Genomic DNA, 24,239 nt, shown 5'->3' on the forward strand with positions numbered 1-24,239 from the left:
CTCACAGCGACGGAGCCTCCTCAAGCAGCGGGTGTCCCCACTTTTCCACGAAAGCGGCCTCGACGGCCGAACCCACCTTGTACAGGCGGTCGTCCTTCATGGCGGGGGCGATGATCTGCAGGCCGACCGGCAGTCCGTCCTCGGGGGCCAGACCGCAGGGCAGCGACATGGCCGAGTTCCCAGCCAGGTTGGTCGGAATCGTGCAGAGGTCCGCGAGATACATCGCCATCGGGTCGTCGGCGCGCTCGCCGATCGGGAAGGCGGTGGTCGGCGTCGTCGGCGACACGATGACGTCGACCTGCTCGAACGCGGCCTCGAACTCCTGGGTGATCAGCGTGCGCACCTTCTGGGCGCTGCCGTAGTACGCGTCGTAGTAGCCGGAGCTCAGCGCGTACGTGCCCAGGATGATGCGGCGCTTGACCTCGTCGCCGAAGCCGGCTTCACGGGTCAGCGCGGTGACGTCCTCGGCGGAGTGCGAGCCGTCGTCACCGACGCGCAGGCCGTAGCGCATGGCGTCGAACCGGGCGAGGTTCGAGGAGCACTCGGACGGCGCGATCAGGTAGTACGCGGACAGGGCCAGGTCGAACGACGGGCAGTCCAGCTCGACGACCTCGGCGCCCAGCGACTTCAGCAGCTCGACCGACTCGTCGAAGCGCTGCACGACACCGGCCTGGTAGCCCTCGCCGCGGAACTGCTTGACGACGCCGACGCGCATGCCCTGCACGCTGCCGTTCTTCGCGGCCTCGACGACCGCGGGGACCGGGGCGTCGATGGACGTGGAGTCGAGCGGGTCGTGTCCTGCGATGGCCTCGTGCAGGAGCGCCGCGTCCAGGACCGTACGGGCGCAGGGGCCGCCCTGGTCGAGGGAGGACGAGAACGCGACCATGCCGTACCGCGAGACGCCGCCGTACGTCGGCTTGACGCCGACCGTGCCGGTGACGGCGGCGGGCTGGCGGATCGAGCCGCCGGTGTCCGTGCCGATGGCGAGCGGGGCCTCGTACGCGGCGAGGGAGGCGGAGGAACCGCCGCCGGAGCCGCCCGGGATGCGGGTGAGGTCCCACGGGTTGCCGGTCGGGCCGTACGCGCTGTTCTCCGTCGACGACCCCATGGCGAACTCGTCCATGTTGGTCTTGCCGAGGATGACGACGTCGGCGGCCTTCAGCTTCTTGACCAGCGTCGCGTCGTACGGCGGGATCCAGCCTTCGAGGATCTTCGAGCCGACCGTGGTCGGGATCCCCTCGGTGGTGAAGATGTCCTTCAGCGCGAGCGGGACGCCGGCCAGCGGGCCGAGCTTCTCGCCCTTGGCGCGCTTGGCGTCGACGGCGCGGGCCTGCGCGAGGGCGCCCTCGCGGTCGACGTGCAGGAAGGCGTTCACCTTCTCGTCGACGGCGCTGATGCGGGCCAGGTGGGCCTCGGTGACCTCGACGGCGGTCAGCTCGCCGGAAGCGATCTTCGCCGCGATCTCGGCGGCGGTGAGCTTGATGATGTCCGTCATGACTTCTTAGTCCTCCCCCAGGATCTGCGGCACCTTGAAACGCTGCTGCTCCTGGGCCGGGGCGCCGGAGAGCGCCTGCTCGGGGGTGAGCGACGGACGGACCTCGTCCTTGCGCATGACGTTCGTCAGCGGCAGCGGGTGCGAAGTCGGCGGTACGTCTTGGTCGGCGACGTCACTGACGCGGGCGACCGCGCCGATGATGTCGTCGAGCTGGCCTGCGAAGTGGTCGAGCTCTTCGGGCTTCAGCTCCAGACGCGCCAGCCGGGCGAGGTGGGCGACCTCCTCGCGCGTGATGCCAGGCATGCGGATCCTCACGGGGTGCGTGTTCTCGGTTTGGTCCCAATCCTATGGGGCGCGGAGGCATGCCACGGAACGGGTTTCCGGGGGCGCGTGAGACGGGCTCGGCGTACGCGGTTCCCCGCGCCCCTTTCAGGGGCGCGGGGAACTGCGCAACCTCAGCCACGGGGCAGGCCCGGCGTCAGGCGAGGGGCCCGTGCTCGTCTCCCTGGGCGGCCGGAAGCGCCGCAGGCAACCGCTGCCAGCCGCGGTCGCCCCGGGCGCGGAGCCACGCGGTCGTCTCGTCCGGCGGCATCGCGGCGGCGACGAGCCAGCCCTGCACCGCGTCGCAGCCCAGGTCGCGCAGCCGCTCCCACGTCTCGTCGTCCTCGACGCCCTCGGCGACGACCAGCAGGCCGAGCGAGTGCGCGAGGTCGACGGTGCAGCGGACGATCTCCGCGTCCTCGGTGTCCACGGCGAGCCGGGCCACGAACGAGCGGTCGATCTTCAGCTCGCTGACCGGGAGCCGCCGCAGGTGGACCAGCGACGAGTACCCGGTGCCGAAGTCGTCGAGCGACATCTTCACGCCGTGGCCGGTGAGCCCCGCCAGGGTGTCGGCGGCGCGCTGCGGATCCTCCAGGAGCACATGCTCCGTGATCTCCAGTTGCAGCGAACCCGCCGGGACGCCGTGCCGGGCGAGGCGCGCGGCGACCGCCCCCGCGAAACCGGGCGTGTGCACATCACGCGGCGACACGTTGACCGCGACCGGCACGTGCAGCCCCTGCGCACGCCAGCGGGCGACCTGTCCGAGCGCGGTCTCCAGGACGTACTCGGTCAGATGCGGCATGAGCCCGGACGACTCGGCGATGGCGATGAACTCGTCCGGCGGCACCTTCCCGCGCTCCGGGTGCACCCACCGCACGAGCGCCTCAAGACCCGCCACGTGCCCGTCGAACCGGACCTTCGGCTGGTAGTGCAGCTCGACCTCGCCCGCGTCGAGCGCGCGCCGCAGGTCGCCGAGGAGGCCGAGCCGGTCGGGCGTGTTGGAGTCCCGCTTCGACTCATAGACCTCCACGCCGGTGCGGTCCCGCTTGGCCTGGTACATCGCCACGTCGGCCCGGCGCAGCAGGCCCTCGGCGTCCAGCGCGTGGTCGGGGAAGACGGCGAGTCCCGCGCTCGCCTCCAGTACGAGCGTCAGCCCGTCCAGATCGAGCGGGGAGCCCAGGGTCGCCACGAGGTTGCGGGCCACGCGTGTCGCGGACGTCGTGGAGTCGGCGACGGGCAGCAGCACCGCGAACTCGTCGCCGCCGAGCCGCGCGACCTCCGCACCGCGCGGCAGAGCCGCTCTCAGCCGGTCTGCGATCTGCAGCAGGAGCCGGTCGCCTGCGAGGTGGCCGAGCGTGTCGTTCACCGACCGGAAGCGATCGAGGTCGATCAGCATCAGCGCGCTGCGCACCCCGATCCGCTCCGCGTCGTCGAGCGCGGACCAGGTCCGCTCCAGGAGCCACTGCCGGTTCGGCAGTCCCGTCAGCGGGTCGCGCAACTGCTCCTCGGCGCGGGCCCGCGCGATCCACAGCGTGGAGTCGAGCGCGATCAGCGGGATCGCGAACAGCGGCAGCAGCACCGGCAGGGCGATCGCGACGACGCAGACCAGCGGCGCGATCCCGAGCAGCGCGACCGCGACGAGGCCCTGCCGGACGAGGGCGGTACGGGCGACGGTGGGCAGCCCGGAGTGCGGCGGCGCGTGCACGTACCAGAGGAGGGCGCGCGTGATCAGCAGATAGGCGAGCGCCGCGAGGACGACCTCGGGCAGGGTGGACAGGCCCCAGCCCTCCGGCTTCCACGGCGCCTCGACGGACGGCACGCGGCCGAACGCGGCGAGGACGAGGGCGCCCGCCCCGATGCCGAGGATGTCGATCGCGCCGTGCAGCAGTCCCTGGCGCCCGCAGTGTCTGCGGGCGATGCCGACGAGGACGACGACGGTGAGGCTGACCATGCCCGCGGGCACCCAGCCGTACAGGAGCAGCACGGCGAGGGTGAGGGCCGCGCCGGATCCGGTGCCGCCCCACCAGCGGTCGCGGCCGAGCGCGACGAGGTGGCCGACGATGATCCCTGTCAGGATCGCGAGGCACCAGCCGACCGCGCCGGACGGGAAGAGCGCGTGCCCCTGCCCGACCGCACGGTAGAACCCGGCGCCGAGCACCACGGCGGCGAGCGCCACGACCACGCCGGGCAGCAGCGGCACGAGCGCGGCCCGGGACGTCTCCCCCTGCGCGGCGAGCTGATTGCGTGCGGGGGTCGCCACTCCGACCCGGCCGCCGGCGGGGGCGGTTCCGGGAAGCGGGGCGGGGCTCCTGCCCGCGGCACCGGTCCGGTAGGGGCCTCCGCCGGAGCGGCCGCCCACGGTCAGACCGTCGCGCAGGCGCTCACCGAGCGGCCGTCCGCCGCTCGGGCGGACGTCGACCACTCCGTCGCCGGTGGGGCGGGAGTTGGGAGAACGAGTGTCGGACGGGCGCACGACGGGCGCGTGGGCGGTGGGCGTTTCCTCGCCGGTGGGGCGGGAGTTGGGGCCGTGCTCGCCGGCCTCACGGTCGCCCGGTGCCCGGCCGCCCGACGGGTGGTCACCCTGCGCGCGGACGCCGGATATCCGGTCGCCGGGCCCGCCGTCGGTCTTCGGAGTGCGGGCCGGCAGTCCGCGCGTGGGACGCTCGTCGGCGCCTCGTGGGCGGGCCGGGGCGCGCTCCCCGGGGTGGGACTCGGCGCGGGCATGGGCCGAACCGCCGTTGTCCGCACCGTGCTTCGTCGGTTCCGCTTCGGCCCCCGGACCGTCAGGACGGGACGCCTCGACCGTCCGGCCGGCGCCGAGTCCGCTTCCGCGCCACCATTTGCGCCAGTTCACCACACCACCGCGCTCGTTCTCCCCGTGACCGCTGTCGCTGCCTTCGCCCCCGTCGCCTCGGTCGGGACGACTCGCCGGATCGCGCCGCGCACCTCGGCGTGGGCGCAGGCGTGAGTCCGGGGCGGCGCTCTCGGTCGGTTCCATTCCCGTCCCTCTCACTGCCGGCGGTGCCCACGTCCGCTGCCCGCTCTCCACGCTTCCGGTGAGCGAGGATTCGCCCCACCCGCAGCAGGACTCGGCAGGCGCACACCTCAACAGTAGGCCGCAGAAGGCTTCCACGGGCACCAGACGGACGCGCCCGGGCACGGTTGCCCGAATGACCCCGGCGTTCCGCGAGCGTCTGGTATGCGCCGTTCGAGTGACCTCCTACTGCTACTCGGCGGTCTCCTGCTCCGCGGGAAGCGCCACGTCGACGGCGGCCTCAGGGCCCTGCTCCAGGAGGACCGCGAACCCGTCCTCGTCCAGAACCGGAACCTTGACCTGCATGGCCTTGTCGTACTTGGAACCGGGGTTGTCCCCCACGACCACGAAGGACGTCTTCTTCGAAACGGAACCCGTGACCTTCGCGCCCCTGCTCTGCAGGGCCTCTTTTGCGCCATCCCGCGTGTAGTTCTGCAGCGTCCCGGTGACCACCACGGTGAGTCCTTCGAGGGGTCGGGGGCCTTCATCCTCTCCTGCCCCCTCTTCTTCCATTCTCACACCGGCGTCACGCCACTTCCGCAGAATCTCCCGATGCCAGTCCTCGGCGAACCACTGCTTCACGGAGGCGGCGATGATCCCGCCGACGCCGTCGGTGGCGGCGAGCTCCTCCTCGGTGGCCTGGTCGATGCGGTCGATGGAGCGGAACTCGCGGGCGAGCGCCTCCGCGGCGACCGGACCGACGTGACGGATCGACAGGCCGTTGATGATCCGGGCCAGCGGGCGGCTCTTGGCCGCCTCGATGTGCTCCAGCATCGACACGGCGTTCTTGCGCGGCTCGCCCGCCTTGGTGGCGAAGATGTCCGCGACCTTCTCCTCGCCCGTCTTCGGATCGCGCTTGGGCAGTCCGCTGTCCTGGTCGAGGACGTACGCCTTGATGGGCAGGAGCTGGTCCATCGTGAGGTCGAACAGGTCGCCCTCGTCCGTGAGCGGCGGCTGCTCGGGCTCCAGCGGTCCGGTGAGCGCGGCGGCGGCCACGTACCCGAAGTTCTCGATGTCCAGGCACTGGCGGCCGCCCAGGTAGAAGAGGCGCTCGCGCAACTGGGCCGGGCAGGTGCGGGCGTTGGGACACCGGAGGTCGATGTCGCCCTCCTTCATGGCCCGCAGCGGGGTGCCGCACTCGGGGCACTCGGCGGGCATCACGAACTCGTACTCGCTGCCGTCCCGCAGGTCGGCGACGGGGCCGAGGATCTCGGGGATGACGTCTCCGGCCTTGCGGATGACGACGGTGTCCCCGATGAACACGCCCTTCTTCTTGACGATCTCCTGGTTGTGCAGCGTCGCGAACTCGACCTCGGAGCCCGCCACGGTGACAGGCTCCACCTGCGCGTACGGAGTGACGCGGCCGGTGCGGCCCACACCCACCCGGATGTTGACCAGCTTGGTGTTGACCTCTTCGGGCGGGAACTTCCAGGCGATGGCCCAGCGCGGGGCACGCGCCGTGGAGCCGAGGCGGCCCTGGAGCGGGATCTCGTCGAGCTTGATGACGGCGCCGTCGATCTCGTGGTCCACGGAGTGACGGTTCTCCCCGTAGTACGCGATGAACTTCCGTACGCCTTCGAGGTCTTCGACCACCTTGCTGTACTTGGTGGTCGGCAGGCCCCACTCGCGCAGCAGGTCGTAGGCCTGCGAGAGGCGGTCGATGTCGAAGCCCTCGCGGGCGCCGATGCCGTGCACCACCATGTGCAGCGGGCGCGTCGCGGTGACGCGCGGGTCCTTCTGGCGCAGCGAACCCGCCGCCGCGTTGCGGGGGTTGGCGAAGGGCTTGTCGCCGGCCTCGACGAGCCGCGCGTTCAGCTCCTCGAACTTCTCCATCGGGAAGTACACCTCGCCGCGGATCTCGACGAGCGGCGGGATGTTGTCGCCCTTGAGGCGGTTCGGGATCTCGGTGATCGTGCGGACGTTGGGCGTGATGTCCTCGCCGACCCGGCCGTCCCCTCGGGTGGCCGCGCGCGTCAGCCGCCCGTCCTCATAGGTCAGGTTGACCGCGAGGCCGTCGATCTTCAGCTCGCACAGGAAGTGGTAGCCGGGCGCGCCGACGTCCTTGGCGACGCGGTCGGCCCAGGCCGCCAGCTCTTCGTCGTCGAAGGCGTTGTCCAGCGAGAGCATGCGCTCGCGGTGCTCCACGGACGTGAACACCGTCTCGTACTGCCCCGCGACCTTCTGGGTCGGCGAGTCGGGCGTGCGCAGCTCGGGGTGGGTCTCCTCCAGCGCCTCCAGGGAGCGCAGCAGCTTGTCGAACTCGGCGTCGGAGACGACCGGAGCGTCGTTCACGTAGTACCGGAAGCGGTGCTCCTCGATCTGCTCGGCCAGCTGGGCGTGCTCTTCCCGCGCCTTCGCGGGCACGGAACCCTCGCTCTGCAGTGCGTCAGCCACCGTCTCGTCCTCCCGTATGCCTTCGTCCACGGTCACTCAGGGTTGTCCGCGAGTGATCTCGCCGCCCGGACGCAGTGGGCTAGTGCCGCGCGGGCGTACGCGGGCGACGCACCCGCGAGTCCGCACGACGGCGTGAGCACCACCGAGTCCGCGAGCGAACCCGGATTCAGCCCCAGCCTGCGCCACAGCGTCCTGACACCCATGACGCTACCGGCAGGGTCTGACAATGGGCCGTCCACGCCCGGCACGACACCGGCGACGAGTCGCAGTCCGGCCTCGACCGACTCCCCCAGCACTTCGTCGTCACGCTCGGTGAGCAGCGAGAAGTCGAAGGAGACCGCGTCCGCGCCGGCCCGGCGCAGGAGGGCGAACGGCACGTCGGGGGCGCACGAGTGGACGAGTCGCGGGCCGTCGTCGAGCACGTCCATGACGTCCCGCAGCGCGCTCTCGACGATCTGGCGGTCGACGGCGCGGTGCGTGCGGTACTCGCTGGCGGTCTTGATCTGCCCGCGCAGCACGGCGATGAGCGAGGGCTCGTCGAGCTGGAGCGTCAGCCGGGCGCCCGGCACCCGGCGGCGCACGTCGGCGAGGTGCGCGCGCAGGCCCTCGGCGAGGGAGGCGGCGAGGTCGCGGCACGCGCCGAGGTCGGAGAGCGCGGCCTCCCCGTTCCGCAGCTCCAGTGCGGCGGCGAGGGTCCACGGACCGACGGCCTGCACCTTGAGCGGGCCCTCGTACCCCTGCGTGAACTCCTCGAGGGCGTCGAGGTCCTCGCCGAGCCAGGACCTGGCGCGCTTGGTGTCCCGGCCGGGCCGGTCGCCGATCCGCCAGCCGCTGGGCTCCACGCGCGCGTAGAGGTCGACCAGCAGCCCGGCCGTGCGGCCGATCATGTCGGCGCCGGGGCCGCGCGCGGGCAGCTCGGGGAGGAACGGCATCCCCTGCTCGGGGCCCTCGAAGCTGCCGGTCACGGTCTTGGCGGCCTCGCGGGCATCACCACCGGGCATCGAGCCGACGCCCGTGGCCGGCCCCCACCTGAAGTCGCTCTTTTCACTCACCAGGGAAGGGTACGTAACGCCGGCCGTCGGGCGGGCGGCGCGTCAGCGGCCGGGGCGCACCGTCAGGTCGTTGACCTCGGCGTCGCGCGGGAGGTCGATCGCCATGAGGATCGTCGTGGCGATGGACTCGGGGTCGATCCAGCGCTCCGGGTCGTACTCCTTGCCCTCCTGCTGGTGCACCTTGGCCTGCATGGCGCTCGCGGTGCGGCCCGGGTAGACGGACGTGACGCGCACGCCGTTGCCGTGCTCCTCCTCGCGCAGCGCGTCCGCGAGGCCCTTCAGGCCGTGCTTGGAGGCGCCGTACGCGGACCAGCCCGCGTGGGCGTTGAGTCCGGAGCCGGAGTTCACGAAGACCACGTGGCCCTGGGCGACGCGGAGTTGGGGCAGGAAGTGGCGGGTCAGCTCGGCCGGGGCGATGAGGTTGACGTTGAGCTGGTTGCGCCACGACTTCGGGGTCAGCTCCCCGACCTTGCCGAGGTCGACGACGCCGGCGATGTGCAGCAGCGAGTCGATCCGGTCGGGCAGCGTCTGGTGCGAGAAGGCCCAGGACAGCTTGTCCGGGTCCGCGAGGTCGCCGACGAGCGACTTGGCGCCGGGGAACTCGGCGGTGAGCTCCTTGGCGCGGCCCGCGTCGCGCGCGTGGAGGTAGATTTCGTCGCCGCGCTCGTGCAGACGGCGGGCGACGGCGGCGCCGATTCCGGAACCGGCGCCGGTGATCACATGTGTAGCCATGCCCGCCATGCTCGCACTACTCGACGCCCTGCGACTCCTCCAGGTAGGCCAGGGCGCCGACCGGCTCCTCGGCGAAGAACACGAGGTCAGTGAGGGGAATGGGCAGGAAGCCCTCGTCCTCCATGCGCCGGAACTGCTCCTTCAGGCCGTCGTAGAAGCCCTCGGAGTTCAGCAGCACGATCGGCTTGTCGGTCTTGCCGTGCTTCTTCAGCTCCAGGATCTCGGTGGCCTCGTCGAGCGTGCCGGTGCCACCCACCATGATCACGACCGCGTCGGCCTTCTCCAGGAGCAGCGCCTTGCGCTCGGCGAGGTCCTTGGCGATCACCATCTCGTCGGGCGCGGAGACGGCGCGCGCCTTGGCGGCGAGGAAGTCCACGGAGACACCGGTGAGCCGCCCGCCGGACTCCGCCACGCCGTCGGCGACGACCTTCATGAGACCGCTCTCGGAGCCGCCCCACACGAGCGTGTGGCCGCCCTTGCCGAGCAGTTCGGCGAATTGGCGGGCGGGGCGGGTGTAGCGCTCGTCGAGGTCGGCGGCGGAGAGGAAGACGCAGATGTTCATGCCCCCTACCGTACGGGCCGCCACTGACGGCGATCCGCGGCCGTCACCGGGAAGAACCCGCCCGCCGGATGCGCTGACACAGCTATGACTCAAGGACACACGATCACCGTCGAGCAGGGCTCGCAGCGCGTGCGGGTCGTCCACGAAGGGCAGGTGCTCGCCGAGAGCTCACGCCCTCTGGTCCTGAAGGAGACCGGCTGTCCGGTGCGGTACTACCTCCCGCCGGAGGACGTACGCACCGAGCTGCTTACGCCCTCGAACACAACTACGCACTGCCCCTTCAAGGGCGACGCCTCCTACTGGTCGCTGCCCGACGCGCCGGACCTTGTGTGGGCGTACCCGGAGCCGAAGGCCGAGGTGGCGGCCATCAAGGACCACCTGTGCTTCTACGAGACGCAGGTCGACGCCGCGTAACCACGCGCGCGTGGTCGAATGAGGAGGTACACGGCGCAAGGCGGAGGGTGAGGCCGACATGACTCACGAGGACGGGCAGCAGGACGTTCCGACGGGAGGGTTCGGCGCTCCTCCGCCGCCGTTCGCTCAGGCACCCCCGTCGCACCCGCCGGTGGCCCCGCCGCCGCCCGCCCATCCGCCGCAGTTCGCGCCCGCGCCGCCCCCGCCCGATCCCCCGGCGGGACCCGCCGGACCGGAGTTCGTGGCCGCCGACAAGCACAACGGCGTCGTGGTGGACGCGGACGGTCTGCACTTCGAGCAGGGGCCGCAAGCCATCGACCTGCCCTGGTCGCACGTCCGCACGGCGAACTTCCAGCCGATGCCGTCCGGGGTGTTCATCACTGCGGCGATGTCGGACGGCGCCGTGTACACCTGCCAGGTGCAGGCCCGGAAGAAGGCACAGGCCTCCGAGTGGTGCGGTCAGTTGGGCGCCGTGCTGCAGTACTACCTGCAGGGGCGCGCCCAGGGCCTGTCCTAGGCGAGCGCCGCGGCCCGCTCCGTGGTCGCGATGGTCGCCGAGCCCACCACGCGCGTGCCGTCGTACAGCACGATCGCCTGGCCGGGGGCGACGCCGCGGACGGCCTCCGTGAAGCGGACCCGCAGCTCGTCGTCGACCAGCTCCGCCGTCACCTCGGTCTCGCCGCCGTGCGCGCGCAGTTGGGCCGTGTACGTGCCGGGCCCCGTCGGGGCGGCGCCGCACCAGCGGGGCTTGACGGCGGTGAGGCCCAGGACGTCGAGGGCGGCCGCAGGGCCCACCGTCACGGTGTTGTCCACCGGGGAGATGTCCAGGACGTAGCGCGGCTTGCCGTCGGGCGCGGGGGTGCCGATGCGCAGGCCCTTGCGCTGGCCGATGGTGTAGCCGTAGGCGCCCTCGTGGGTGCCCAGCTTCGCGCCGGACTCGTCGACGATGTCGCCCTCCGCCTTGCCGAGGCGGCCCGCGAGGAAGCCTTGGGTGTCACCGTCGGCGATGAAGCAGATGTCGTGCGAGTCGGGCTTCTTGGCGACCGCGAGGTCGCGGCGCTCCGCCTCCGCGCGGATCTCGTCCTTGGTCGTCTCCGTGTCGCCGAGCGGGAACATCGCGTGGGCGAGCTGCCGGTCGTCCAGGACGCCCAGGACGTAGCTCTGGTCCTTGGCCATGTCGGCGGCGCGGTGCAGCTCGCGGTCGCCGTTCTCGTTGACGATCACCTGCGCGTAGTGGCCCGTGCAGACCGCGTCGAAGCCGAGGGCGAGTGCCTTGTCGAGCAGCGCGGCGAACTTGATCTTCTCGTTGCAGCGCAGGCAGGGGTTCGGCGTGCGGCCGGCCTCGTACTCCGCGACGAAGTCCTCCACCACGTCCTCGCGGAAGCGGTCGGCGAGGTCCCAGACGTAGAACGGGATGCCGATCACATCGGCGGCGCGGCGCGCGTCGCGGGAGTCCTCGATGGTGCAACAGCCGCGGGCGCCCGTGCGGAACGATTGGGGGTTCGCGGACAGGGCGAGGTGGACGCCTGTCACGTCGTGGCCCGCTTCCGCGGCGCGGGCGGCCGCGACGGCGGAGTCGACGCCGCCCGACATGGCGGCGAGGACGCGGAGGGGGCGGTCGGCGGGAAGCATCGAGGTCTGGGAAGTCATAGCCCTAACAGAGTACGGGCCCCGGGGAACCGAATTCCTCGGAGATGCGTTGTGGATCTCGTACGGGGAGTACCGGACGGGGGCCTCACGTGGGGAAGCAGGGAGCCGGGAAGGCGAAGGGCGGCGACGGAGACCGTCCCGTCAGCCGGCGGACGCTGATCGTCGGCGGGGCCGCGGCGGCCGTGGGCGTCGGGCTGCTCGCGCGCGGCGATCTCGCCCGCATGTGGTGGCACGTGCCGGGGGTCGACAAGCCGCGCAAGGCCGGCGAGGTGGACTTCAAGGGCGCGGAGTGGGTGGCCGCGGCGGCGGCGAACTGGCGGCGGGCGGACCGGCCCTCCGACTACTCGATCGACCGGGTGATCATCCACGTCACGCAGGGCAGCTACCAGGGCACGTTGAAGGTCTTCAAGGACCCGTGGCACGGGGCGGCGGCGCACTATGTGGTCCGGCAGGACGGGCACATCGCGCAGATGATCCGGGAGCTGGACGTCGCGTTCCACGCGGGGAACCGGGACTACAACGAGCGCAGTGTCGGCATCGAGCACGAGGGCTTCGTGGACCGGCCGGAGGACTTCACGGACGCGATGTACGAGGCGTCGGCGCGGCTCACCGCCCGGATATGCAGGCGCTACGACATGCCGGTCGACCGCGAGCACATCATCGGGCACGTCGAGGTGCCGGGCACCGACCACACCGATCCAGGCCCGCACTGGGACTGGGACCGGTACATACGCCTGGTGAAGGCGGCGTACAAGCGGGACGGCGCCACGAAGGCCTGAGCAAAGGCCTTCGAGGCGACTGGAGGGGCTGAAGGGGCCGGGAGCGACTAGCTGAGCCCCGCCGACCGCGCCCGCTCCACCACGGGACCGATCGCCGCCGCCACGGCCTCGATGTCCGCCTTGGTCGTCGTGTGGCCGAGGGAGAAGCGGAGCGTGCCGCGGGCCAGGTCCGGATCCGTGCCCGTGGCGAGCAGGACATGGCTGGGCTGGGCCACGCCCGCGGTGCAGGCCGAGCCAGTGGAGCACTCGATGCCCTGCGCGTCCAGGAGAAGGAGGAGCGAGTCGCCCTCGCAGCCGGGGAAGGTGAAGTGGGCGTTGGCGGGCAGTCGGCCACCGGGCGCCGGGTCGCCGCCGAGGATCGCCTCGGGGACCGCGGCCCGGACCGCGCCGACCAGGGCGTCGCGCAGCGCGCCGATCTCGCGGGCGAACCACTCGCGCTGTGCGGTCGCGGTCCGCCCTGCCGTGGCGAAGGCCGCGATCGCGGGGACGTCGAGCGTGCCGGAGCGGACGTGCCGCTCCTGCCCGCCGCCGTGCAGCACGGGCACCGGGGTGTACTCGCGGCCGAGGAGGAGGGCGCCGATGCCGTAGGGGCCGCCGATCTTGTGGCCGGAGACGGTCATCGCGGCGAGCCCGGAGGCGGCGAAGTCGACCGGGATCTGGCCGTAGGCCTGCACCGCGTCGGCGTGCAGCGGGATGCCGAACTCCCCGGCCACATCGGCGAGTTCACGTACCGGCTGGACCGTGCCGATCTCGTTGTTGGCCCACATGACCGTGGCGAGCGCGACGTCGTCGGGGTTCCGCGCGATCGCCTCCCGCAGCGCCTCGGCGTGCACCCGGCCGTGGGAGTCGACCGGCAGGTACTCCACGACCGCGCCCTCGTGCTCGGCGAGCCAGTGCACGGCGTCGAGCACGGCGTGGTGCTCGACGGGGCTGGACAGGACCCGGGTGCGGGCCGGGTCGGCGGCGCGGCGCGCCCAGTACAGGCCCTTGACGGCGAGGTTGTCTGCCTCGGTGCCGCCGGAGGTGAAGACGACCTCACTGGGGCGGGCGCCGAGCGACTCGGCGAGGGCCTCGCGGGACTCCTCGACGGTGCGGCGGGCGCGGCGCCCCGCGGCGTGCAGGGACGAGGCGTTGCCGGTGGCGGCGAGCTGGGCGGTCATCACCTCGACCGCCTCCGGAAGCATCGGAGTGGTCGCGGCGTGGTCGAGGTATGCCATGGTGGGCTCGATTCTACGAGCCCGGCCGCGCGGGCCCGACGGTCAGCCCGCAATGCGCCGCAAGTCAGCCCGTGATGCTCCAGGACATCGTGCCGTCGGCGGCGATCAGAGTGGCGAGGACGACGAGGTCGGCGACGCCGAGACCGAGGCCGAGGAAGGCACGGCCGCGCCGCTCGGTGCCGCGCCACAGGGCGACGGACGCGAGGACGATCGCGACGGGGCCGAGGAAGACGTTCATGACGAGCAGCCCGACCAGGCCGAGGACGAACGAGGCGACGGCCATGCCGTCGGCGTCTCGCCGTCCGGTGGGGCGGGCCTTCGTCTGCGGCTCCTCGGTGCGAGGTTCCGCGGTGCGCGGTTCTGCGGTGAGTTGCACGGTGATACCCCCTGAGTGCGTGAACTGCTGACGGTTCAGTGCTGGTGCCGGCGGCGCGCGTGGCGCTCGCGAACGGCGAAGACGGCCAGCCAGGCACCGATGACGGCGGCCGCGACGAGCGTGATGGGCAGCGGGGCGTGGGCCACGGTGCCGAGCGCGAAGCCCAGCAGAAGAAGGGCCGCTACGAGGAACAGCATGAGTGCCTCTCGGAAAGTTGGGTTACAACTGTTCACTGACTACTGAGTCTAGCTCGCGACGCGGCTTCCCCATTACAGAGAACAGTTGTTAACTGGATGACATGAGTCACACGTGCGGCGTCCGTCAGGCGCGGAAACAGAAGACCCGACAGGCGCTCCTGGACGCGGCGTTGGAGCTGCTGGAGGACCAGAGCCTCAGCAGCCTGGGTCTGCGCGAGGTCACGCGCGCCGTCGGTGTGACCCCGACCGCGTTCTACCGGCACTTCGACAGCACGGCCGACCTGGGAGTCGCCCTGGTCGAGGAGGCGCTCGGCAGTCTGCACGCGGTGATACGCGACGCCCTGACGGCCACCTGGGACAGCGACGAGCGCATCACACGCACCATCGAGCTGATCGCCCGTCATGTGCACGCGTACCCCGCACACGTCCGCTTCATTGCGCGCGAGCGGCACGGCGGCGTGCAGCGGGTGCGGGAGGCGATCGGCGAGCAGCTCGGGCAGTTCGCCGACGAGGTGATGGAGGCGCTCCGGCACGACCCCGAGGCGGCGGGCTGGAGCCAAGAAGACCTGATGATGCTGGCGAATCTGTACGTCGATCACATGCTCGTGACGGCATCGGTGCTGCTCACGACACCCACCGAGGAGTTCGAGCGGGTGGCGGACCGGGCCGAGCGACAGCTGCGCCTGGTGAGCATCGGCCGAAAGCACTGGCCGGATGCGTCATGACCAACTAGCGTTACGGTCATGACAGCAGCCGATTGGAACCTCGACCGCAGCTTCTCCAGCTCGTCCGGTGAGATCCGCTGGACGGCACTCGGCCCGGCCGACGCGCCGCCCGTCGTCCTCGTCCACGGCACGCCGTTCTCCTCGTACGTCTGGCGTGCACCGGCCCGCGCACTGGCCCACCGACACCGCGTGTACGTATGGGACCTGCCGGGATACGGCGACTCCGAGACGCGCCCCGGCCAGGACCTCTCGCTCGACACCCAGGCCCGCGTCCTGACCGAACTCCTCGACCACTGGGGCCTCACCGGCGACGGGGCGGAGCACCTGCCCACCGTCGTGGGCCACGACTTCGGCGGCTGCATCGCGCTGCGCGCGCACCTGCTGCACGGCGCCGCGTACGCGCGGCTCGCCCTGGTCGACCCGGTGGCGATCCGGCCGTGGGGCTCCCCCACGTACCGGCTGCTCGCCGAACACGCCGACGTGTTCCGGAAGTTGCCGCCCGATCTGCACGAGGCGCTCGTGCACCGCTACATCAGCTCCGGCAGCCACCTCGGGCTGCACCCCGACACGCACACGCGCGTGGTCGCGCCCTGGCTGACCGAGGCCGGCAAGGAGTCGTTCTACGAGCAGATCGCGCAGAACCCCCTGTGGGCCGCCACCGACGACATCCAGGACCGCTACGGGGAGTTGGCGCTGCCCGTCCTGGTCTGCTGGGGCGCCGAGGACACCTGGATCCCCGTGGAGCGGGCGCACGAGCTGGCCAAGCTGATCCCCGGCGCCGAGCTGCGGATCATCGAGGGCGCCGGGCATCTCGTCCAGGAGGACGCCCCCGCGGAACTCGCCGCCGTACTGGACGAGTTCCTGCGGAAGTAGCGTCCGGCGCTCAGCCGAGCCGTACGCGAGCGAGCTGGCGCGACTGGGCCACCAGACGGTCCTTCGCGTCCCAGACCTCGGCGTCCTCCTCCAGGAAGCCGCCCGCCAGGTTCCGCGTCGTGATCGACACGCGGACCGGTCCCGGGGCCGGGCGGCAGCGCACGTGGACGGTCAGCTCGACCGTCGGCACCCAGCCCTTGAGGCCCATCTCGAAGGCGGTCGGCGGCAGCGCGTCCACCGCGAGCAGCAGCGACAGCGGGTCCATGTCGCGGCCGTCGGCGAGGCCGAACCAGGCACGCATCTCGCCCTTGCCGGACGGCGCGCCGAGCGCCCAGCCCAGCGTGGCCGGGTCGAGCTTCAGGTGCAGCCGGTCGGAGATCGCGGAGCTGCCGGGCACGGGCGGCGCGCCCTCGGGGGCGTCGCCCGCGCCGAAGCACTGGTCGATCGACGGCAGGGCGGGCGGCTCGGCGCTGGTGCGCACGTCGTCGGGGAGCGTGTCCAGATCGCCGTAACTGGCGATGACCCGGATCCGCTCGACCTCGCTGCCGTCCTCCGCGTACTGGAAGAGGGAGGCCTGGCCGGTGGAGAGGGTGCGGCCGGAGCGGGCCACGTCGGTCCTGATCACGGCGGGGCCCGGCGCGGACGCGGTCAGGTAGTGCGCCGAGACCGTGAACGGGTCGTCGTGCGGCAGGGCGTCCGAGAGGGCGCGGCCGAGCACGGCGAGGAGGTAGCCGCCGTTGAGGGCGTTGATGATCGTCCAGCCCGCGGAGAGGTCGATGTCGTAGACACCGGGCTCGTCCGCCCGCCGGGTGACGGCGGTGTCGCGGTCGAACTCGCTGTCGCCGATGGTCGCCGGGCGGCTCTGCGTGGATACTGCGTCTGCCATACCCGGAAACGTACAACAGGTAATTACTGAGCGGTAGCTTTTTCGGCGGCCCATGCGGGGCCTACGGTGTCTCCTCCGTCACTTCCACCCCGGCCGACCTGCGGTTCCAGGCGCGCGGCGCCCGCCAGTGGTAGCGCATCGCCAGCAGTCGCAGAACGAAGGCGGTGAGGACGGCGAGGGCGCTGGTGAAGCCGTCCAGGGCGTCGAGCTGGATGCACAGGACGACGATCCCGGCGCCGACCATGGCGGGCACCGCGTACAGATCGCGGTCCCAGCGCACCAGCGAGGGCACCTCGTTGGCGATGATGTCGCGCAGCACACCGCCGCCGACCGCCGTGGCGAGGCCGAGCGCGGCGGACGCGGTGAGCCCGAGCCCGTAGTCGTACGCCTTCGTCGTGCCGGTGACGCAGAACAGGCCGAGGCCCGCCGCGTCGAAGACGTTCACCGCCGTCTGGGTGCGTTCGACCTCCGGGTGCAGGAAGAAGACGAGCGCGGCGGCGATCAGCGGCGTGACGAAATAGCCGAGGTCGGTGAAGGCCGCCGGCGGCACGGCGCCGATGACCAGGTCGCGGAACACCCCTCCGCCCAGCGCGGTGACCTCGGCGAGCGCGGCGATCCCGAAGACGTCCCAGTTCTTGCGGACGGCCATCAGGGCACCGGAGATCGCGAAGACGAAGATCCCGATGAGATCGAGCCAATGCTGGACGGAGGGACTGAACAGTTCCTGGAGCACGCGACATTCTTACCTGCCGCGACCGCTCCGGGTCCTACAGGCCGGGCTTGCCCGTCGTGAACAGCCACGTGTCGAACAGATCGTCGAGCTGCTGACCCGAGACGCGTTCGGCGAGCGCGATGAAGTCGGCGGTCTCCGCGTCGCCGTAGCGGTGCAGCCTCGTCCACTGCGGCAGCAGCTTGAAGAACGCCTTGTCGCCGATCCGCTCCCGCAGCATCTGGAGCGTCATCGCGCCGCGCTGGTAGACGGCCGAGGCGAACATCGTGTCGCGTTGCGGGTCGCCGATCTTCACCTGCCAGAAGGAGGAGTTCGCGGGGCGGGAGTTGTAGCCCGCGAGGAAGGAGTCGTGGGCGGAGGCGCCGCCCTTGTGCTCCGTCCACAGCCACTGGGCGTACGTGGCGAAGCCCTCGTTGAGCCAGATGTTCTTCCACTGCTCGACCGAGACGGAGTCGCCGAACCACTGGTGGGCCAGCTCGTGCACGATCGTCGACTCGTTGCGCACGGCCGAGTAGATCGGCTTGGTCTGGGTCTCCAGGGAGAAACCGGCCTGCGGCATGTCGTCGACGATCGCGCCCGTCTCCTCGAAGGGGTACGGGCCGAAGACCTGCGACCAGTAGTCGGTGGCCTCGGCGGTCACCGCGTACACGTCGACGTTGTTGCTGTTGGCGAGGACCGGGTCGATGGCCACGTAGACAGGGATGCCGCCCGGTGTCCTGCCGGTCTTCACGTCGAACTTTCCGATGGTGGCGGTCGCGAGATAGGTCGCCATCGGCTTCGTCTCACGCCAGTGGTGGACGGTCTGCCTGCCCTTGTCGGTGTCGTACGTGTCGACGAGCCGGCCGTTCGACACGCCGGTCAGCCCCTTCGGCGCCTTGATCCTGATGTCGTACGTGGCCTTGTCGGACGGGTGGTCGCTGGACGGGAACCAGGTGGAGGCGGCGTTCGGCTCGCACGCGACGAAGACGCCGTCCTCCGTCTTCATCCAGCCGTAGTCGGAGCCGAAGACGATGGGGCCGCTGAGCGGCTCGGGGACGCCGCCGTACGTGACGGCGACCTCGAAGGTGTTGTCCTTGCGGATCGCGGCGCGCGGCGTGATGTGCAGCTCGTCGCCGCTGCGGCTGAACTCGGCGCGTCTGCCGTCCACTTCGACCTTGGTGACGGTCAGCTTCTGCAGGTCGAGGTCGAACGCGGAGAGGTTCTGGGTGGCGCGCGCGGTGAGGGTCGTACGACCGTCGAGGCGGTCGGTGTCCGGGTTGTAGGCGACGTCGAGGGTGTAGTGGCGGGCGTCGTAGCCGCCGTTGCCGAGCTGCGGGAAATACGGGTCGCCTACACCGTCGGAGCCGGGGGTGGGGGCAGGGCCGGCGGCGATCAGGCAGAAGGAGGCGGCGGCGACGGTGAGCGCGGCCAGACGTGCCGAACGGGAGAGTGCCATGGGGCGTCCCTTCGAGCGGGTTCCGGTGTAACGGACAGCGGAATGCTGCCGCTCGAAGGTCGACATGTACATGACCCCATCGGGCCATATGCGCCGAACCGGCGTTACGGCCTCGGGGCTCCGCCCCGTGCGGGGGCCAGGGCTCCCCGGCGGGGCTAGTCCGTCTTCTGGTGCTCCGACGGAGCCACCGTCTTCGGGACCGTGATCACGTCGATCGCCTCCTTCGCCGCCTGGAGGAGCGTGGTGTCCTCCGGAGCCTGGTCCGGGGCGTTCTCCGGGTGGTGGCAGGCGACCTGATGGGCCGTGGCGAGCGGGATCAGCGGCGGCTCCGTGGTCTTGCAGAGCTCCGTCGCCTTCCAGCACCGCGTGTGGAAGCGGCAGCCGGTGGGCGGGTCGATCGGCGAGGGGACGTCGCCGCGCAGCAGGATCCGCTCGCTCTTGGCGCCGCGCCGCTTGGGGTCGGGCACCGGGACGGCCGAGAGCAGCGCCTTGGTGTACGGGTGCATCGGTGTCGAGTACAGGTCGTCGCGGTCCGCCAACTCGACGATCTTGCCGAGGTACATGACCGCGATCCGGTCCGAGACGTGCCGGATGACCGAGAGGTCGTGCGCGATGATCACGTACGTGAGGCCCAGCTCGTCCTGGAGGTCGTCCAGGAGGTTCACCACCTGGGCCTGGATCGAGACGTCGAGCGCCGACACCGGCTCGTCCGCGACCACGAGCTTCGGCCGCAGGGCCAGCGCGCGGGCGATGCCGATGCGCTGGCGCTGACCGCCGGAGAACTCGTGCGGGTAGCGGTTGTAGTGCTCGGGGTTGAGGCCGACCTTCTCCAGGAGCTCCTGCACCGTCTTGCGCACGCCGCCCTCGGGCTTGACGCCCTGGAGCCGGAACGGGGCGCCGACGATCGCACCGATGTTGTGGCGCGGATTCAGCGAGGAGTACGGGTCCTGGAAGATCATCTGGACGTCGCGGCGCAGCGGACGCATGCCGCCGGTGCCCAGGTGCGTGATGTCCTGGCCCTCGAACTCGACGCGCCCGCCCGTGGGTTCGAGCAGCCGGGTGATGAGACGGCCCATCGTCGACTTGCCGCAGCCGGATTCGCCGACGACGCCGAGGGTCTCCCCCGCGCGGACGTCGAAGGAGAGCCCGTCGACCGCCTGCACGGCGGCGACCTGCCGCTTGAGCAGGCCCTTACGGATCGGGAAGTGCTTGACCAGGCCTTCGACCTTGAGCAGCGGCTCGCCGGCCGCGGCGTCCGGGGAGGTCGTCGCCTGCTGGGGGATCGTGGAGGGCGTCATCTGGTCTTCAGGTCCTTTGGCGTCCGTCACAGCTTCGGCGCAATCTCTTCGTTCCAGATCCGCTCGCGTTCCTCGGCCGACATGTGGCAGGCCGAGAAGTGGCCGGAGCCGACCTCCCGCAGTTCGGGGCGCTCGGTGCGCGTGATGTTGTCCTTGGGCACGTCCGCGTAGGGGCAGCGCGGGTTGAAGGCGCAGCCGCTCGGCAGGTTGATGAGGCTGGGCGGGGAGCCCTTGACCGGGGTGAGCCGCTCGGTCTGCTCCCGGTCGATGCGCGGCATCGAGCCCAACAGGCCCCAGGTGTAGGGGTGCTGGGGCGTGGTGAAGACCTGCTCGGCCGTGCCCCGCTCGACGCAGCGCCCGCCGTACATCACGAGCAGTTCGTCGGCCATCTCCGCGACGACACCGAGGTCGTGCGTGATCATGATGACGGCCGAGCCGAACTCCTTCTGCAGATCGCGGATCAGGTCGAGGATCTGCGCCTGCACCGTCACGTCGAGCGCGGTGGTCGGCTCGTCGGCGATCAGCAGCTCGGGGTTGTTGACGAGCGCCATCGCGATCATCGCGCGCTGGCGCATGCCGCCGGAGAACTCGTGCGGGTAGGAGTCCACCCGCTTGTCCGGCTGGGGGATGCCGACCCGGTCGAGCATCTCGACGGCCCGCTTGCGCGCGACCTTCTTGTCGACGTCGTGGTGGACCCGGTAGGCCTCCACGATCTGCTTGCCGATCGTGTAGTACGGGTGCAGGGCCGACAGCGGATCCTGGAAGATCATCGCCATCTCCCGGCCGCGCAGCCTGCGCACCTTGTCCGACGGCGAGGACAGCAACTCCTCCCCGTCGAGCCAGATCTCGCCGGAGACCTGCGCCCGGCGCTTGGAGTACTGGCCGGTCGTGTGCAGGCCCATGACGCCGAGGGAGGTCACGGACTTGCCGGAGCCGGACTCGCCCACGATGCCGAGGGTCCGGCCCTTCTCCAGCGAGAAGTTCAGGCCGTCGACGGACTTCACCAGGCCGTCGTCCGTGGGGAAGTGCACCTTGAGGTCACGGACCTCGAGGAAGGCGCGCGGCGGCGGGGAGTCGGCCGCGAAGGGCTCGCCCACGACCGTCCCGGTGTTGATCTGCTCGCTCATCCCAGCCTCACTCGGGGGTCGATCACGGCGTACATCAGGTCGACGACGAGGTTCGCGACGGCGATGGCCAGCGACATGATCAGGGTTACCCCCAGAATCACCGGCAGGTCCTTCGCCTCGACGGCGTTGACGGCTTCGAAGCCGACACCCTTCAGCCCGAAGGTCGACTCCGTCAGGATGGCACCGCCCATCAGCACGCCCAGGTCGAGACCGAAGACGGTGAGGATCGGGGTCATCGTGGAGCGCAGCGCGTGCCGGGTGATGACGGCCCGTTCACCGAGGCCCTTGGCGCGGGCGGTGCGGATGTAGTCCTCGCCCATGACCTCGAGCATGGTGGCCCGCGTGAGGCGGGCGTACATCGCCGCCTGCAGGAAGGCCAGGGCGATCCACGGCAGGATCAGCGTCTGGATCCAGGTCCCGATGGACTGGTCGCTCGACAGATTGTCGCTGATCTTGATGAGCCCCAGGCTGTGGACGAAGATGCCCATCATCACCATGCCGGTGAAGAAGATCGGCATGGAGACGCCGGAGAGCGCCGTGATCATCGCGGTGCGGTCCCAGACGGTGCCCCGCTTCAGCGCGGAGACGACACCCACGGCCACGCCGCCGACCAGCCACAGGACGCAGGCGCCCGCGGCGAGCGCCAGGGTCACCGGCAGGGCGTCGGTGATGGTGTTCCAGACCGGCTCCTCCGTACGGAAGGAGTAGCCGAGGCACGGCGCCGGGCAGTGGGTCACACTGCCGCCGGAGACGTAGTCCCGGCCCATCGGGATCGCCCTGACAAAGTCCCAGAACTGCACGAGGAGCGGGTCGCCGAGACCGAGCTTGGCGCGGATGCCCGCAAGCTGCTCCGGCGATGTGGCCTTGCCCGCGAAGAGTGTGGCGACGTCCTGCCCGGACCACTTCGGCAGCAGGAAGAAGATGGCGAACGTCGTCAGCAGGACGATCAGCACCATCACGATGACGGCGCTCAGGCGCCGGATGAGGTAAGCAAGCACTGTGCGCGGCCCCTGGGGGCGGCCGGCCCCCGGGTCACGGGGTCCGGCCGCCTGCCGGGACCATCACCTGCCCTTCGGACTGGTGGGTGTCGGCTGGGTTTTCAGCGAGTCGGTCGCTGCTACTTCGTCACGCCGAGCTTGGCGTAGTCGTAGCGGCCGCTCCAGGCAGGAGCCGAGTAGGCGTTCGTCAGTCGCGGACCGCGCCAGGTGATGTTGGCCTCGTAGATGAACGGCATCCAGTAGGCCTCGTCGAGGATCCGGTGACCCATGTCGGTGTAGATGCTCTTCGCCTCGGCCTTGTCGGTCGTCTTCAGCGCCTTGTCGAACATCTTGTCGATCTTCGGGTCGTTGATCTGCGACTCGTTGTAGTTGCCGGTCTTCTGGATGAAGCGGCTGTCCCACAGCGGCTGGCCGAAGCCCTGGCCGGTGTTGAAGTCCGGGCCCCAGCCGCTCATCGTCATGCCGTAGCCGCGCTCCTTGACCTTCTTCAGGTCGCCGGAGATGGAGGAGGCGTCGGCACCGGAGAAGGTGTCGATGGTCAGCTTGATGCCGACCTTGCCCAGCTGCTCCTGGAGCGCCTCGGCGGCGTCCTCCTCACCGGGCTGGTCGCTGCGCGCGGTCAGCACGGTCGAGAAGCCGCTCGGCTTGCCGCACTTCTTCAGCGCGTCCTTGGCCTTGGCCAGGTCCGGCTTGCCCTTGCGCTCCACCACGCCGTACGGGTCGTAGCTGTCGTCGTGGCCCGGAACCGCCTTCGGGAAGGGGTTGTTGGCGATCTTGCCGGCCGCGACCTCGCCACCGCGGGTCTGCTGCAGGCTCTTGAAGTCGGTGGCGTAGAAGACGGCCTTGCGGCAGTCGACGTTGTCCATCGGCTTGGTCGTGGTGACCAGGGCCACGTAACGGACGAACGGCGTCTGCATGTTGTCGACGTCGGCCTTGTGGTCCGTCACGGCGGTGGTCCGGCCGGACTGGGTCATGCCGGTGCCGTTGAGGTCGACGTCGTAACTGCCGGCCATCAGGTTCTTGTCGTTCTCTTCGAGGTTCTTGTTGATCGCGACCGTGATCTTGTCCGGCAGAGCGGGGTTGTTCGGGTCCGAGGCCTTCTTCCACGCCTTGTTGCGGACCAGCACGATCGACTTGTTCGCCTTGTGCGACTGGACCTTGTACGGACCGTTGGACAGCGGCTTGGTCGTGTACTTCTCCCTGGTGTCCGCCGACTGCTTCACGGCGGAGCCGGACGGCATGGCCAGCATCTGCTCGAAGTCGCTGTTGGGCTGCGGGAGATGGAAGACAATGGTGCTGTCGTCGGGCGTCTCGATGGCCTTGAGGCCGAGCTTGTCCTTGGACTTGTCCTTGTACGGGCCCTTGTACTCGCCCTTGGGGTCGAGCACCTGCTTGAGGTACACCGGGCCACCGGTGATGACGTCGTCGGCCCAGATGCGCTCGATGCCGTACTTGATGTCCTTGGAGGTCAGCTTCGAGCCGTCCTCCCAGGTGAGGCCATCACGCAGCTTGTACGTGTAGGTCTTGCCGTCGTCGCTGACCTTGGCCATGCCGGACGCCATGTCGGGGACCAGCGCGTTGCCCGCGGCGCCCGGCTTGGTGTCGTACGTCACCAGGGTGCGGTTGTAGAAACGCATGAAGTCCCACGCCATGCCGAAGTAGGCGCGCTGCGGGTCGAAGCTGTCCAGGTCCTGCTTGGCGACCATGCGGAGCGTGCCGCCCTGCTTGGTCGACTTGTTCGCGATCTTGCCGATGGCGGCGTTGTAGCCGACACCCTTCGAATCGTCGCTGCTGTCGTCGCCACCGCCGCAAGCGGTCATGGTGAGCGCCGACGCGGCCACGAGGGCAGCGGCCGCCGTCATCCGTCGACTCTGGAAACCTTTGGGCATTCTTCTCGCATCCTCTGGGATTCGCGGTCCACGGCCTTGCGGCCGCAGGGCCGTG

Annotated in this window: 23 protein-coding genes; 5 read left to right on the forward strand and 18 right to left on the reverse strand. The window is 70.6% G+C overall.

What is annotated here, in order from left to right:
- Window position 1: 1 nt before the first annotated feature.
- From gatA to ACY34M_RS35520, 7 genes are all read right to left on the reverse strand, one after another.
- Window positions 2–1,495: an Asp-tRNA(Asn)/Glu-tRNA(Gln) amidotransferase subunit GatA gene (gene gatA / locus ACY34M_RS35490; RefSeq protein WP_462722565.1), complete on the reverse strand. Its 1,494-nt coding sequence runs from the start codon at window positions 1,493–1,495 to the stop codon at window positions 2–4.
- Window positions 1,496–1,501: 6 nt separating this feature from the next.
- The gene (gene gatC, locus ACY34M_RS35495) at window positions 1,502–1,798 is read right to left on the reverse strand and encodes an Asp-tRNA(Asn)/Glu-tRNA(Gln) amidotransferase subunit GatC (protein ID WP_462722564.1); all 297 of its coding nucleotides are present in this window, start codon (window positions 1,796–1,798) and stop codon (window positions 1,502–1,504) included.
- 175 nt (window positions 1,799–1,973) lie between these two features.
- Complete coding sequence (locus ACY34M_RS35500) at window positions 1,974–4,175, reverse strand: putative bifunctional diguanylate cyclase/phosphodiesterase (protein ID WP_462722617.1); 2,202 nt, start codon at window positions 4,173–4,175, stop codon at window positions 1,974–1,976.
- A gap of 867 nt (window positions 4,176–5,042) precedes the next feature.
- Window positions 5,043–7,244: an NAD-dependent DNA ligase LigA gene (ligA, locus tag ACY34M_RS35505; RefSeq protein WP_462722563.1), complete on the reverse strand. Its 2,202-nt coding sequence runs from the start codon at window positions 7,242–7,244 to the stop codon at window positions 5,043–5,045.
- Window positions 7,245–7,276: 32 nt separating this feature from the next.
- Window positions 7,277–8,296 carry a methionine synthase gene (locus tag ACY34M_RS35510; protein ID WP_462722562.1) on the reverse strand — a complete coding sequence of 340 codons (1,020 nt, stop codon included), beginning with the start codon at window positions 8,294–8,296 and terminating at the stop codon, window positions 7,277–7,279.
- A 42-nt stretch (window positions 8,297–8,338) separates the two neighbouring features.
- Complete coding sequence (locus ACY34M_RS35515) at window positions 8,339–9,028, reverse strand: SDR family oxidoreductase (protein WP_462722561.1); 690 nt, start codon at window positions 9,026–9,028, stop codon at window positions 8,339–8,341.
- Between the two features lie 16 nt (window positions 9,029–9,044).
- Window positions 9,045–9,590: an LOG family protein gene (locus tag ACY34M_RS35520; RefSeq protein ID WP_462722560.1), complete on the reverse strand. Its 546-nt coding sequence runs from the start codon at window positions 9,588–9,590 to the stop codon at window positions 9,045–9,047.
- Between the two features lie 84 nt (window positions 9,591–9,674).
- On the opposite strand from ACY34M_RS35520, the gene ACY34M_RS35525 reads away from it, so the two are divergent.
- Together ACY34M_RS35525 and ACY34M_RS35530 are read left to right on the forward strand one after the other, a co-directional pair.
- Window positions 9,675–10,004, forward strand: a complete 330-nt coding sequence (locus ACY34M_RS35525; RefSeq protein WP_462722559.1) for a DUF427 domain-containing protein — start codon at window positions 9,675–9,677, stop codon at window positions 10,002–10,004.
- Window positions 10,005–10,062: 58 nt separating this feature from the next.
- Complete coding sequence (locus ACY34M_RS35530; RefSeq protein ID WP_462722558.1) at window positions 10,063–10,521, forward strand: hypothetical protein; 459 nt, start codon at window positions 10,063–10,065, stop codon at window positions 10,519–10,521.
- Here the strand turns inward: ACY34M_RS35530 and mnmA are convergent.
- Window positions 10,518–11,654 (reverse strand): tRNA 2-thiouridine(34) synthase MnmA, encoded by a 1,137-nt coding sequence (gene mnmA, locus ACY34M_RS35535; protein WP_462722557.1) that lies wholly within the window; start codon window positions 11,652–11,654, stop codon window positions 10,518–10,520. The genes ACY34M_RS35530 and mnmA overlap by 4 nt on opposite strands.
- 44 nt (window positions 11,655–11,698) lie before the next feature.
- On the opposite strand from mnmA, the gene ACY34M_RS35540 reads away from it, so the two are divergent.
- Window positions 11,699–12,433: an N-acetylmuramoyl-L-alanine amidase gene (locus ACY34M_RS35540; protein ID WP_462722556.1), complete on the forward strand. Its 735-nt coding sequence runs from the start codon at window positions 11,699–11,701 to the stop codon at window positions 12,431–12,433.
- Between the two features lie 47 nt (window positions 12,434–12,480).
- On the opposite strand, the gene ACY34M_RS35545 is transcribed toward ACY34M_RS35540, so the two are convergent.
- The 3 genes from ACY34M_RS35545 to ACY34M_RS35555 form a co-directional block, all read right to left on the reverse strand.
- On the reverse strand, window positions 12,481–13,650 hold the full coding sequence (locus tag ACY34M_RS35545) for a cysteine desulfurase family protein (RefSeq protein ID WP_462722555.1): 1,170 nt from the start codon (window positions 13,648–13,650) through the stop codon (window positions 12,481–12,483).
- Between the two features lie 64 nt (window positions 13,651–13,714).
- Complete coding sequence (locus tag ACY34M_RS35550; protein WP_462722554.1) at window positions 13,715–14,026, reverse strand: hypothetical protein; 312 nt, start codon at window positions 14,024–14,026, stop codon at window positions 13,715–13,717.
- Between the two features lie 35 nt (window positions 14,027–14,061).
- Window positions 14,062–14,223 (reverse strand): hypothetical protein, encoded by a 162-nt coding sequence (locus tag ACY34M_RS35555; RefSeq protein ID WP_462722553.1) that lies wholly within the window; start codon window positions 14,221–14,223, stop codon window positions 14,062–14,064.
- Window positions 14,224–14,324: 101 nt separating this feature from the next.
- Here ACY34M_RS35555 and ACY34M_RS35560 point away from each other — a divergent pair, with 101 nt between their 5' ends.
- A complete protein-coding gene (locus tag ACY34M_RS35560; RefSeq protein WP_462722552.1) occupies window positions 14,325–14,948 on the forward strand; it encodes a TetR family transcriptional regulator in 624 nt (207 codons plus the stop codon).
- 18 nt (window positions 14,949–14,966) lie between these two features.
- Window positions 14,967–15,821, forward strand: coding sequence for an alpha/beta fold hydrolase (locus tag ACY34M_RS35565; RefSeq protein WP_462722551.1), 855 nt, complete (start codon window positions 14,967–14,969; stop codon window positions 15,819–15,821).
- Window positions 15,822–15,831: 10 nt separating this feature from the next.
- On the opposite strand, the gene ACY34M_RS35570 is transcribed toward ACY34M_RS35565, so the two are convergent.
- The 7 genes from ACY34M_RS35570 to ACY34M_RS35600 form a co-directional block, all read right to left on the reverse strand.
- Window positions 15,832–16,707: a thioesterase family protein gene (locus ACY34M_RS35570; protein ID WP_462722550.1), complete on the reverse strand. Its 876-nt coding sequence runs from the start codon at window positions 16,705–16,707 to the stop codon at window positions 15,832–15,834.
- A 61-nt stretch (window positions 16,708–16,768) separates the two neighbouring features.
- Window positions 16,769–17,440: a trimeric intracellular cation channel family protein gene (locus ACY34M_RS35575; RefSeq protein ID WP_462722549.1), complete on the reverse strand. Its 672-nt coding sequence runs from the start codon at window positions 17,438–17,440 to the stop codon at window positions 16,769–16,771.
- 34 nt (window positions 17,441–17,474) lie between these two features.
- Window positions 17,475–18,872 (reverse strand): M1 family metallopeptidase, encoded by a 1,398-nt coding sequence (locus tag ACY34M_RS35580; RefSeq protein ID WP_462722548.1) that lies wholly within the window; start codon window positions 18,870–18,872, stop codon window positions 17,475–17,477.
- A gap of 155 nt (window positions 18,873–19,027) precedes the next feature.
- Window positions 19,028–20,170 (reverse strand): ABC transporter ATP-binding protein, encoded by a 1,143-nt coding sequence (locus ACY34M_RS35585; protein ID WP_462722547.1) that lies wholly within the window; start codon window positions 20,168–20,170, stop codon window positions 19,028–19,030.
- A gap of 26 nt (window positions 20,171–20,196) precedes the next feature.
- Entirely contained in the window at window positions 20,197–21,297 is a 1,101-nt protein-coding gene (locus ACY34M_RS35590) for an ABC transporter ATP-binding protein (RefSeq protein ID WP_462722546.1), read from the reverse strand.
- On the reverse strand, window positions 21,294–22,295 hold the full coding sequence (locus ACY34M_RS35595) for an ABC transporter permease (protein ID WP_462722545.1): 1,002 nt from the start codon (window positions 22,293–22,295) through the stop codon (window positions 21,294–21,296). The genes ACY34M_RS35590 and ACY34M_RS35595 overlap by 4 nt, the downstream gene beginning before the upstream one ends.
- Before the next feature lie 119 nt (window positions 22,296–22,414).
- Window positions 22,415–24,184, reverse strand: a complete 1,770-nt coding sequence (locus ACY34M_RS35600; RefSeq protein WP_462722544.1) for an ABC transporter substrate-binding protein — start codon at window positions 24,182–24,184, stop codon at window positions 22,415–22,417.
- Between the last annotated feature and the right edge of the window lie 55 nt (window positions 24,185–24,239).

It is taken from the genome of Streptomyces sp. EDA2-14 (assembly GCF_054963755.1).